We start from the raw sequence: 12,725 nt of genomic DNA, 5'->3' as shown, positions 1-12,725 counted from the left end.
GGATAACTTAGTTAGAATAACCACCCCCTGCAAATGAAGTGCAGGGTATCTTTTTCTTTGAGTCGGTACATAGGGGAATCACATGCTTTGGACGGACTGCTTAACTCGCTTGCGACAAGAGCTCTCTGATAATGTCTTTGCGATGTGGATTCGACCATTAGTTGCTGAAGAGCATGAGCATACATTACGTTTATATGCGCCTAATCCATACTGGACACGTTATATTCAGGAACACCACCTGGAGTTGATTTCAATTTTGGCAGAGCAGCTTTCCGAAGGTCGTATTCGCCATGTTGAGATTATGGTGGATTCTCGCCCTGGCGCAATCTTAAAAGCCAGTGAGCAACCTGCAACGACAGTGTCAGCACTAGAAACGCCTGCACCTAGTATGGCAAAAAAGGAAAAAGAACCTGAAATTAGCTCTCTTGCACAACCTTTTGCTGCAAAACTCAGTAAAAAGCGTCAGTTAAACCCGTTATTTACATTTTCTTTGTTTGTGGAAGGCCGTTCCAACCAAATGGCGGCTGAAACTTGCCGTAAGGTTCTGACACAATTAGGTGCTTCTCAGCACAATCCTTTATTTTTGTATGGCCCGACTGGTTTGGGTAAAACACATTTGATGCAAGCAGTCGGCAATGCTTTGCTACAAGCCAAGCCAAATGCCCGTGTCATGTATATGACCGCAGAAAGTTTTGTTCAGGACTTTGTCAGTTCTTTACAAAAAGGCAAAGTTGAAGAGTTTAAGAAAAACTGTCGTTCTTTGGACTTGTTATTGGTCGACGATATTCACTTGTTGGCAGGGAAAGAAGCCAGCTTAGTTGAGTTTTTTTATACGTTTAATGCACTTTTGGACGAATCAAAACAGATTATTTTAACCTCTGATCGTTATCCAAAAGAATTGACCGAGCTTGATCCACGTCTGGTTTCACGCTTTTCTTGGGGATTATCAGTGGGTGTTGAGCCGCCTGATATTGAAACTCGTATCGAAATCTTACTCAAAAAAGCAGAAAGCACAGGTGTTGATTTACCTCGGAACTGTGCGTTATTTATTGCCCAGCAAGTGGTTGCTAATGTGCGTGAATTGGAAGGCGCATTAAATAAAGTGGTTGCTATTTCGCGTTTTAAAGGTTCTGCAATTGATTTGGATGTTGTGAGAGAGTCTTTGAAAGATGTTTTGGCAATTCGTGCACGTACCATTAGCACCGAAAATATTCAGCGTGTGGTGAGTGAGTATTTTCGTATTCCACTCAAGGAATTAGTTGGACCAAAGCGTACTCGTATTTATGCACGTCCTCGCCAGTTAGCGATGGGTTTGGCGCGTGAAATGACGGGAGATAGTTTTCCTGAAATCGGCATGGCGTTTGGTGGACGTGATCATAGTACTGTGATGCATGCTTGTGAAAAAGTACAAAGCTTACGCGAAGAAGATCCAATTTTTGATGAAGATTATAAAAATTTAACCCGCTTGTTACAGAGTTAAAATCCCAAGTTTATTGAAGAGAAAAAGTCGAGTTGCAATGTGTCAACTTCTGCCGCATAGTACTCGACTCAAGCCCTATTTGTCTAAAAAGATACCTGTTAGAGGAATGCATTGTGCGTTTAAAAATCGCGAAAGAGAGTCTGTTAAATGTGCTATCTCATGTTGTTGGGGTGGTAGAGCGTCGACATACTTTAAACATTTTATCTAATGTCAAAATTCAAGCTTCTGCACAAGCATTGACCATTACAGGGTCGGATTTAGAAGTTGAATTGGTGGCAAGTATGTCGTTTGCAGAAGGGGCATGTTTACAAGCAGGTGAAACGACAGTTCCTGCACGTAAACTGATGGATATCTGCAAATCTTTACCAAGCGCAGCATTGATTGATTTACAAATTACCGAAGACCAGCGTTGTATTTTAAAGTCAGGTAATAGTCGTTTTGTTTTGGGTACATTACCTGCAGAAGATTATCCGTTATTGAACACTGAAAACACACAGGGTACCCAAGTTCAGGTCACTCAACGTGAACTGAAACGTCTGTTTGAAAAAACGTCTTTTGCAATGGCTGTACAGGATGTTCGTTTTTATTTGACAGGAACATTGCTGGAAATTGATCAAAACCAACTTCGTGCAGTCACAACCGATGGTCACCGTTTGGCATTTTGTGAAACCTCTGCAGCATCAACTGCTGCTCAGCCTTTACAGGCGATTGTTCCACGTAAAGCAGTCGGTGAGTTGCAACGCTTATTAACGATTGAAGATCAACCTTTAACTCTGGTGATTGGTCGTGAGTTATTGAACGTGACGATTCAGGTGCCAAACCGTGACAAAGAGCAGGGCAATGTCACTGTACGTTTCACGACAAAATTAATCGATGGAAAATTCCCTGACTATCGTCGTGTGATTCCACGTGGTGGTGATAAACATGTTGTGATTGCGCATGATGTGTTTAAACAGTCTTTGCAGCGTGTAGCAATTTTAAGTAATGAAAAATTACGTGGTGTATTCTTAAACTTTTATACTGACACCTTGCAACTACGTGCCAATAACCCTGAACAAGATGAAGCCAGTGAAGACTTGGTGATTCAGTATGCGGATGAGGTGTTGGAAATGTCATTTAATGCGCAGTATTTACTGGATGTGTTAGGTGTCTTGGATGGTGATGATGTGACCATGACCATGACTGAAGCGAACCAATCTGTTTTGGTTCAAGATCCTACTCATGCTGACCAAACTTATGTGGTCATGCCAATGCGTGTCTAATCCTAAGCTTATGCATATTACGCGTTTAAGTATCGAACGTGTGCGTAACATTAAAATGGCTGCATTGCCTTGCTTGCAGCCATTTAATGTTTTTTATGGCAAGAATGGCTCAGGTAAGACCTCGGTTTTAGAAGCGATTCATTTGCTTGCGACAGGGCGTTCCTTTCGAACTCATCTTCCTAGAAACTATATTCAGCATGAACAAAGCCATGCCTTGATTTTTGCCCAAGCAGGTCAAGATAAAATTGGCATTCAAAAAATGACTTCAGGTGAGCAAGTAATTAAGGTCAATGGTGATAGCATTGCCACTCAGGGGCAACTCGCTAAATTATTGCCACTTCAACTGATCGAACCACAAAGTACCGATATTATTGACCATGGGGCAAAGCCCAGACGGCAGTTGTTGGACTGGCTGATGTTCCACGTGGAACCTGATTTTTATACAACATGGCAGGCGTATACCCGAGCTTTAAAACAGCGCAATAGTTTGTTAAAAGCCCAGCGACAACTGACCTTGCTGGATCTTGAGCCGTGGAACAGGCTGCTCAGTGAATATGGTGAAATTCTGCATCATCAACGTGCCAGTATTGTACAACGCTGGAATACTTTTTTTCAGCAGAATATCCAGTACCTCTTACCTGATGTCGAGATCCGTCTGGAATACAGTGCTGGTTTTCATGAGAAAGAAGGTTTGCTGCAACAACTGGTTTTGGCGCATGAAAAAGACAAAGAACGACGCTATACCGAATATGGGCCACATCGGGCAGATTTACGTTTAAAAACAGCGCTGGGGGATGCCGATTCTGTATTGTCTCGGGGACAGAAAAAACTGCTGATCATGGCACTAAAGCTGTCACAGATTGCAATGCTGCATGCGAGCAATAAGGAAACTGTGGTATTATTAGATGATTTGACGGCAGAGCTCGATTATGTTGCCCAACGACGTTTACTTGAACGTTTAAGCCAACTGGGTAGTCAAGTTTTTTTGACAACTTTGGATCATGAGTTGGTACAAAAACATTTACATGATCTATCTATTTTTTATCAATTATTCAATGTAGACAACGGTGAGATTCATCGGATTCACGCTGATCAACAGCATGCTGAATCAACCGTTCACAATGACTAGGGAGAAAACATGAGTTCAGAGACTCAATCTGCTTCTCAAACAGAACAAACCAATGAAAAGGCTTATGATTCCTCTAGCATTAAGGTTTTACGAGGTTTAGACGCTGTACGCAAACGCCCTGGGATGTACATTGGCGATACTGACGATGGTACAGGTTTGCACCACATGGTATTTGAGGTGGTCGACAACGCGATTGATGAAGCTTTGGCTGGTCATTGTGACGAAATTATCGTCACCATTCATGAAGACGAATCGGTGAGTGTGTCTGACAATGGTCGTGGTATTCCAACGGATATTCACCCAGAAGAAGGTGTTTCTGCTGCAGAGGTGATTTTAACGATTCTGCATGCTGGCGGTAAATTTGACGACAATAGCTATAAAGTTTCAGGTGGTTTGCATGGTGTAGGTGTTTCGGTTGTTAATGCTTTATCGCGCAAATTGCAATTGCAAATTTACCGTGCAGGTCAGGTTCACGAACAAGAATATCAACATGGTGATCCACAGTATCCACTGCGTGTGATTGGCACAACAGACAAAACAGGTACGGTTGTGCGTTTCTGGCCGAGTGCAGAAACCTTTAGCCAAACCATTTTTAATGTCGATATTTTAGCACGTCGTTTACGCGAGCTTTCTTTCTTGAATGCAGGCGTACGGATTGTTTTACGTGACGAACGAATTAACTTTGAGCATGTTTATGACTATGAAGGTGGTTTGTCTGAGTTTGTGAAATACATCAACCAAGGCAAAAACCATCTGAACGAAATTTTCCATTTCACGACAGAAACAGATAGCGGTATTGCGGTTGAAGTAGCATTGCAGTGGAATGATTCGTATCAGGAAAATGTCCGCTGTTTTACCAACAACATTCCACAAAAGGATGGTGGTACGCATTTAGCTGGTTTCCGTGCAGCACTGACACGTGGTTTAAATAACTATCTTGAAAATGAAAATATCCTTAAAAAAGAAAAAGTTGCTGTAACTGGTGATGATGCGCGCGAAGGTTTGACTGCCATTGTTTCGGTGAAAGTGCCTGATCCAAAATTCTCTTCACAGACCAAAGAAAAACTGGTATCAAGTGAAGTCAAACCTGCGGTTGAGCAGGCAATGAATAAAGAGTTTTCAGCGTATTTGCTGGAAAATCCGCAAGCAGCAAAATCGATTGCAGGAAAAATCATTGATGCGGCGCGTGCGCGTGATGCAGCGCGTAAAGCCCGTGAAATGACCCGTCGTAAAAGTGCGCTTGATATTGCAGGCTTACCAGGGAAACTTGCAGACTGTCAGGAAAAAGATCCAGCAATGTCTGAACTTTATCTGGTCGAGGGTGACTCGGCAGGTGGTTCGGCAAAACAGGGTCGTAACCGTAAAATGCAGGCGATTTTGCCACTGAAAGGTAAAATCCTGAATGTGGAACGTGCGCGTTTTGACAAAATGATTTCTTCGGCAGAAGTCGGCACACTGATTACCGCATTAGGCTGTGGGATTGGGCGTGAAGAATATAATCCAGACAAACTGCGTTATCATAAAATTATCATCATGACCGATGCGGACGTTGATGGTTCACATATTCGCACCTTGTTGTTGACTTTCTTCTTCCGTCAAATGCCTGAACTGGTTGAACGTGGTTATATTTATATTGCTCAGCCGCCTTTATATAAGCTGAAAAAAGGTAAGCAAGAACAATATATTAAAGATAATGATGCATTGGAAACTTATTTAATTTCCAATGCAATTGATGAGTTGTCTTTACATATTAGTGCCCAAGCGCCTGCAATTGCAGGTGAAGCTTTGGCAAAAGTGATCCAAGATTATCAGGTATCACAAAAGAGTCTGCATCGTTTAACTCAACGTTATCCAGCAAGTTTACTGGATGGTTTATTGGCAGTTGAAGCCTTTAAATCTGAACGAAATGTTGAGCAAGATTATGTACAGACATGGGCCGAACATTTGCAGGCAGAAATCATCAAGCTCCAACCAAGCCTTCGTCCAGAAGTTTCATTGGAAAGCTTTGAGGTAGAAAGTGCTGATGGGACCAAAGTCACGCATTATTGGCCACGTATTACGGTGTATGTGCATAATTTGCCGCATGCCTATTTGCTTGATTCAGGTTTATTGAACTCAGCCGAATATGCACGTTTGTTAAAGAACTCAAAAAGCTGGTTTAGCTTGCTTGAAGAGGGTGCTTATTTACAAAAAGGTGAGCGTTGTATTTTAGTCAACACGTTCCATCAAGTGTGGCAACATATCTTGCAGGACTCGCGCCGTGGCATGATGATTCAGCGCTATAAAGGTCTTGGTGAGATGAATGCTGAGCAGCTTTGGGAAACCACGATGGATCCTGAAAACCGTCATATGCTGCAAGTGACCATTGATGATGCAATTGAAGCGGATCGGATGTTCTCTTGCTTAATGGGTGATGATGTTGAACCGCGTCGTGCTTTTATTGAAGAAAATGCGCTCAATGCAGATATTGATGCTTAATTGAATTGGTATTGAAACAAAGAGCATCCTTCGGGATGCTTTTTTATTCGGGTAATATCCATAAAAAGGTCGCTCCGCCTAAATAGCCTGCAGATAACAGCAAACTGACCCAGAGAAAAGCACCTAAAAGATTGTAGATCATAAATGCAGTATAGGGCATGCCACTTGAGCCAGCTGCAAAGGGTGCAAATGAACGTACAAATGGAACGAACCGAGCCATCACAATAGTTTTGCCGCCATGGCGTCGAAAAAATAGATCGGTTTTGGTGAGATACTCTTGTTTTACATAACAAAAGCGGCAATTTAAAATACGTGAACTAAAATATAGCCCAGTATAGTAATTAATGATGTAGCCCAATGTCGTAGAAAAAAACAGCACCAGAATCATATAAACGAGGTGTTCACTGCCCACCGTAGCACAAAGCGCACCAATACTGATCAGTAGACTATCTCCTGGCAAAAATGCCATGAAGATACAGCCTGTTTCAAACAAAATAATAAGAAAAATAATTACATAAAGCCATAGGCCATATTCTTGCAATAGTGCTGGTAGAGCTTGCTCAAGGCTGAATAGGAAATCAAAAAAGTGCATTATAAGCTGAGTCCAAGGTATTATGTTTATGGTTTATAAGCATAAATAAACTTATGATTTGGATATTGCACACAGTAAAACTAGAAATGTTCTAAATTTGACTGAGTAACCTGCTCTATGAATTATGGATAACTCAAAACTTATCCACAGTTATTGACGATTTCCCCTCAGTTATCAACAGTGATAATTCACAATATCATATATTATACTGACTAGAATTTAGACTGTATTTGATTGAAGATCAACGTATTAGAAGGTATTTTTTAATTTCCTTCTTATATTTCACTGCATATTGGTTTGTGAATACAATCAATAAATGTCGCTAAATTACATTTTTATTGACCTGCAGCTATTCAAATCAACCAACAACTGATGGTAATCATCGCTGGCTTAATTAAACGATTGTGATCACAAAAAAGCAAGTTCACATCATGCTGCTGTTCATGTGAAGTATGCGACAGAAAAATCAAAGCTCAGTCCTAAGACCGGGCTTTGTATTTGATTAACCTTCATTCAAATGAACTTTCTATTTCTTCGAGTTCCATCATCAACTCAAGTATTTGTTCTTCCGCTTGTTCAAGTTGCTGTTTGAGGTCAGTTTGCTCATTCATCAGTTTGAGTAAATCATCTTTACGATGGGTATCATAAAGACTCGAATCAGCCAATTTTTCTTCAATAATCGCCAAACGAGGCTGCAATTTTTCAACTTTAGCTTCAGCATTTTCGATATTTTTACGAATCGGGCGGGTCAGATCGCGGCGGCGAGCAGTTTCTTTGCGCTGTGCTTCTTTATCTGTTTTTGAAATTGCAGGCTTGTCTTCCACTAAAGACTGAACAGGTGCGCTTAGGTGTTGCCCATTTTTCATGATGTCCAGTCGGGCTTGACGTAACCAGTCAGCATAAGCAGCCAAATCACCTTCAAACTCTGTGCTGCGTCCCGCATGAACCAGAATCAGCTCATCACAGACACTCGCAATCAGTTGGCGTTCATGCGATACCAGTACCACAGCACCTTCAAAGTCTTGCAAAGCCATAGTTAAGGCATGACGCATATCCAAATCTAAATGGTTGGTTGGCTCATCCAGAATCAACACATTTGGGCGTTTCCAGACGATCAGCGCCAAGGCTAGGCGTGCACGCTCACCACCCGAAAAACTTTCGGAAGGCGTATCCATACGTTCACCACTAAAGCCGAAACTGCCTAAAAATGAACGCAAAGTCGCTTCGCTGATTTTAGGATCGGCGATACGCGCGAGTTGCAGCATCGGGCTGGCATTACCATCTAAAGCATCCATCTGGTGCTGGGCAAAGTAGCCAATATTGAGTAATTCCGAAGCTTTACGATGACCACGCAATAATGGCAAATCACCAACTAGAGACTTAATCAGTGTTGATTTACCTGCACCATTCATCCCCAATAAACCAATGCGACTGGTTGGGGTAATCTGTAAATTGACATTGGTTACAATCAGTTTGTCGCCATAGCCAATATCTGCATGCTCCAGTTCCAGTAACGGTGAACTCATCTTGGTCGGTTCACGGAAACTGAAGGTAAATGGGGTATCCACATGCGCGGCAGAAAGTTCCTGCATGCGTTCCAGTTGTTTGATACGGCTTTGTGCTTGTTTGGCTTTCGTAGCTTGTGCTTTAAAACGGTCAATATATTTTTGCAAATGTGCACGAGTTTCGAGTTGTTTTTCGTAAGCCTGTTGTTGTTGGGCAAGGCGTTCGCTACGGGTACGCTCAAAGGTCGAGTAGTTACCTGTATATAGAGTCAGTTCCTGATTTTCGATATGCAAAATATGATCGGTAATGGCATCGAGGAAATCGCGGTCATGCGAAATCAGCACCAAAGTACCTGCATAGGCTTTGAGCCATTCTTCCAGCCATAAAATTGCATCTAGATCCAAGTGGTTGGTTGGTTCGTCTAGGAGTAGCAAATCAGAACGGCTCATCAGGGTACGTGCCAGATTTAAGCGCATCCGCCATCCACCTGAGAAACTTGCCACACTCAGCTCGGACTGATGTTCAAAAAAGCCCAAACCCGCCATCAGTTGAGAGGCTTTGGCGGGTGCAGAATAACCGTTAATTTCATCAAAACGGCCATATAGATGAGCCAGATCATCGTTACTGAGCTGATCAGGATGGTCGAGTTTGTTTTGAATGTCCCAGTATTCTTCATCGCCTGAAAGCACGAAATCAATCGCTTTCATGTCCAGTGCTTCAATTTCCTGTGCCATATGTGCCACAGTCCAGACATTTGGACGAGTTAAAGAACCACCATCTGATTCCATACCACCGAGTAACGCTGAAAAGAGAGTTGATTTCCCTGCGCCATTGACCCCAGTTAAACCTATTTTCCAACCGGGATGCAGTTGCATCGAGGCTTTTTGAAATAATACGCGTCCACCGCGACGTAAGCTGAGTTGGTCAAGTTGAATCATAAAAGTTTTAACTGGGTAGCAATTTGTGCTTATTCTAATCAGTAATCCTGATAAAACCAAATTGCCATGTTAAAATTGAGTAAATTGCTAGGAATTGAATTTTTCCGACAGCAGCCCCATTTTGAATATGCTATGATTGCGCAAATTGTCTTCAGACAAAACGAAATTGATGTGAGGAATGCCCACGATGAGTACTCAAGCTTTAGTGCTTACAGATAATGCCGCGAACAAAGTCCGCCAACTTCGTGACAGTGAAGGCAACCAAGAGTTGATGTTGCGTGTGTATGTGACTGGTGGTGGCTGTTCTGGTTTTTCTTACGGCTTTAACTTTGCTGAAAATGCCAATGAAGATGATGCTGCTTTTGAAAATGGCGATGTCAAAATGTTGGTCGATTCTTTGAGTTATCAATATTTAGTCGGCTCAGTGGTTGACTATGTGGAAGGTCTGGAAGGTTCGCGTTTTATTGTGCAGAACCCAAATGCAACAACAACCTGTGGTTGTGGTTCATCATTCTCGATTTGATTCGCACATAAAAAAAGCCCTGCCATAATTGATGAGCAGGGCTTTTTTATGTCTTCAATAGTAGACTTGTTTCATAAATCCTTTTTATTTCTCCCTATGGGAGAAAAATAAAGAGGGTGTAAGCAATTATGAAAGAAGTCTGGTATTTAAACTGCGGTAATGCTACCTAAAATACGCAGACCGCGCGCGCCTGTGACCGCAGGCAAGTTGCCACTGAGCTGTTTCACAAAACGCATGGCTAACCAAGCAAATGCCGTGGCTTCAACCCACGTCGGTGATAAACCGAGTACATCGGTGGTTTGTACTGCCCAATGATGTTTGCGTAAACGCCAGCGCAATTGCTCTAAAATATGTGAATTATAAGCACCGCCACCACAGACATAGACTTCGCCATTTTCGAGCCCTGAACGGTAAATGGCTTTTTGAATGGCACGCACAGTCAGTTTAGCTAAAGTCGCCTGAATATTTTCAGGGGTATCTTCAAGTTCATTATACAAAATGTCGTTACGCCAATCGCTGAGCTGTTGATCCAGCCACTCGAGGTTGAAGTCTTCACGTCCTGTGCTTTTTGGTGGCTCTTTAGAGAAAAACTCATGTGCATAGAGCCGATCCATCAAAGAACGGATAGGTGTGCCGTAGGCTGCCCAGTCACCATTATCATCATAAGGATGTCCTGTATAACGCTCGCACCATGCATCCATTAAAATGTTGGCAGGGCCCGTATCGAAACCATAGACCTTTTCAGGTTGATTGGCAGGTAAAATACTGACATTGGCAATACCGCCTAAATTTAAAATCACCCGATCAATCGCGGCATGTTGAAACAGTGCCTGATGAAATGCGGGAACCAAAGGCGCACCTTGTCCACCTGCTGCCATATCGCGGCGGCGAAAATCTGAAACCACAGGAATCTGGGTGAGTTCGGTAATAATATTGGGATCGCCAATCTGTAAGGTAAAACCATGTTCGGGACGATGACGAATGGTTTGTCCATGTGAGCCAATCGCTTTGATTTTACTGCGATCGATCTGATTTTTTTCAATCAGTTGGTTAATGCCATGTCCAATCATGCTGGCAAGTGCAACATCAGCCTTACCCATCCGATCAATTTCATTGTCGTCAGGTAACGTCAGTGCCATGAGCTGATCCTGTAAGTCAGGATCAAAGGGCACAGTAAGTGTTGCATGAAGTTGTAATGGGTCAAATGAGGCGGCTACGATGTCGACACCGTCCATACTTGTTCCCGTCATCACTCCAATATAGATGTCTGACATGAGCAACAAAGCCTGCAATATGCTGAAAAAGTGTTAGTATATCGCACAAATTGAATAACTGATGTGTTTGGATTTTGTGATGTCAAATTTCTTACCTGCTGAAGAACAGCTTGCCCTGATCCAACGTGGCACGCATGAAATTATCTCTGAAGAAGACTTGTTAAAGAAGCTTAAACAGAACCGCCCACTTAAAATCAAAGCAGGCTTTGACCCAACTGCACCAGATTTGCACCTTGGGCATACTGTTTTAATCAACAAATTAAAAACATTCCAAGATTTAGGGCATGAAGTTTATTTCTTGATTGGTGACTATACCGCGATGATCGGTGACCCGACAGGAAAAAGCGCAACGCGTCCACCATTGTCACGTGAACAAGTACTAGAAAACGCCAAAACTTATCAGGAACAGGTTTTTAAAATCCTTAATCCAAACAAAACCAAAGTGGTGTTTAACTCAGAATGGTTTGCAACCAAGACTGCGGCTGACCTGATTCAATTGGCTTCACAGCAAACAGTAGCACGTATGCTTGAGCGTGATGATTTCACCAAGCGTTACAACAACCAGCAACCGATCGCGATTCATGAATTCTTGTATCCACTAGTACAAGGCTATGACTCGGTTGCTCTACATGCAGACGTTGAATTGGGTGGTACGGATCAAACCTTTAACTTGCTCATGGGACGCACTTTACAAGGTCGTTATGATCAAGAACCACAAGTCTGTATTACTGTGCCAATCCTGGAAGGTCTGGATGGCGTCAATAAAATGTCGAAATCTCTCGGTAACTATATTGGCGTATTTGATGCACCAGGCGCGATGTACCAAAAAGTACTTTCAATGCCAGACTCCCTGATTGAACGTTATTTTGACTTGCTCAGCTTCAAATCTTTAGAAGAAATCAAAACCCTACTTAAAGAAATTGAAGAAGGGCGTAACCCGCAAGAAGTCAAGAAAATCCTTGCACTTGAACTGGTTGAGCGTTTCCATGGCGCTGAGGCTGCTGCCAATGCCCATAAAGGTGCAGGTAACATCATCACGGAAGGTGAATTGCCTGAAGGTACGCCTGAAGTGACGATTTCACGTGGTGAATTTGGTGGTGAACTATTTATTGCTTCTATTGTTCGTGCTGCTGGCCTAACTAAAAATGCCGCTGCCGCAAAAGATGCTGTCGCACGCGGCGCGGTAAAAGTGGACTGGAATGTCGTTGATGCAGGTTATTCTGTAAAAGAAAATACCACGATCATCGTTCAAGCAGGCAAAAAAGCCATTGCTCAGGTCACTTTTACGGATTAAACCTCGAAATAAATAAAAATTTTAAAAGGCAATCTGCAAAAGATTGCCTTTTTTTATGCAAAAATGCGTATAAAACCAGCAAAAAACACAAAAAAGATGAAAAAACACACACCTAAATCAAAAAATGCTAAAAAAAGCTTGCAAGCGGTTATGAATGGTCTATAATGCGTATCCATCGGCGGTGATGCAGATAAAAACTTGTTGATTAACAAGGATTTAGCTTGATAAGTTAGATTTTAGGTTGATTGA

At 42.3% G+C, this 12,725-nt stretch carries 9 protein-coding genes; 6 read left to right on the top strand and 3 right to left on the bottom strand.

Features of this window, described 5'->3' with window-relative positions; genetic code table 11:
- Positions 1-82: 82 nt before the first annotated feature.
- The 4 genes from dnaA (at position 83) to gyrB (ending at position 6,349) form a co-directional block, all read left to right on the top strand.
- Positions 83-1,480, top strand: a complete 1,398-nt coding sequence (dnaA, locus tag F975_RS00245) for a chromosomal replication initiator protein DnaA (RefSeq protein ID WP_004749227.1) — start codon at positions 83-85, stop codon at positions 1,478-1,480.
- A gap of 113 nt (positions 1,481-1,593) precedes the next feature.
- Positions 1,594-2,742, top strand: a complete 1,149-nt coding sequence (dnaN, locus tag F975_RS15925) for a DNA polymerase III subunit beta (RefSeq protein ID WP_004749226.1) — start codon at positions 1,594-1,596, stop codon at positions 2,740-2,742.
- 10 nt (positions 2,743-2,752) lie between these two features.
- Entirely contained in the window at positions 2,753-3,871 is a 1,119-nt protein-coding gene (gene recF / locus F975_RS00235; protein ID WP_004749225.1) for a DNA replication/repair protein RecF, read from the top strand.
- A 9-nt stretch (positions 3,872-3,880) separates the two neighbouring features.
- On the top strand, positions 3,881-6,349 hold the full coding sequence (gene gyrB, locus F975_RS00230) for a DNA topoisomerase (ATP-hydrolyzing) subunit B (protein WP_004749224.1): 2,469 nt from the start codon (positions 3,881-3,883) through the stop codon (positions 6,347-6,349).
- Positions 6,350-6,392: 43 nt separating this feature from the next.
- On the opposite strand, the gene F975_RS00225 is transcribed toward gyrB, so the two are convergent.
- Positions 6,393-6,941, bottom strand: coding sequence for a VTT domain-containing protein (locus F975_RS00225; RefSeq protein ID WP_004749222.1), 549 nt, complete (start codon positions 6,939-6,941; stop codon positions 6,393-6,395).
- A gap of 509 nt (positions 6,942-7,450) precedes the next feature.
- Positions 7,451-9,385 (bottom strand): ATP-binding cassette domain-containing protein, encoded by a 1,935-nt coding sequence (locus tag F975_RS00220; protein WP_004749221.1) that lies wholly within the window; start codon positions 9,383-9,385, stop codon positions 7,451-7,453.
- A 187-nt stretch (positions 9,386-9,572) separates the two neighbouring features.
- Between F975_RS00220 and erpA the strand changes: the two genes are divergently transcribed.
- Positions 9,573-9,908, top strand: a complete 336-nt coding sequence (gene erpA, locus F975_RS00215; protein ID WP_004749220.1) for an iron-sulfur cluster insertion protein ErpA — start codon at positions 9,573-9,575, stop codon at positions 9,906-9,908.
- A gap of 146 nt (positions 9,909-10,054) precedes the next feature.
- Here erpA and F975_RS00210 read toward each other — a convergent pair whose 3' ends face one another.
- Positions 10,055-11,182 carry an anhydro-N-acetylmuramic acid kinase gene (locus F975_RS00210; protein WP_004749219.1) on the bottom strand — a complete coding sequence of 376 codons (1,128 nt, stop codon included), beginning with the start codon at positions 11,180-11,182 and terminating at the stop codon, positions 10,055-10,057.
- A gap of 61 nt (positions 11,183-11,243) precedes the next feature.
- On the opposite strand from F975_RS00210, the gene tyrS reads away from it, so the two are divergent.
- On the top strand, positions 11,244-12,476 hold the full coding sequence (gene tyrS / locus F975_RS00205) for a tyrosine--tRNA ligase (protein WP_171063120.1): 1,233 nt from the start codon (positions 11,244-11,246) through the stop codon (positions 12,474-12,476).
- Positions 12,477-12,725: the final 249 nt, after the last annotated feature.

The sequence above is a fragment of the Acinetobacter brisouisimilis genome (assembly GCF_000368265.1).
Lineage (GTDB): Bacteria > Pseudomonadota > Gammaproteobacteria > Pseudomonadales > Moraxellaceae > Acinetobacter.
Note: the sequence above shows the minus strand (reverse complement) of the source record. Positions and strands in the feature narration are given on the sequence as shown.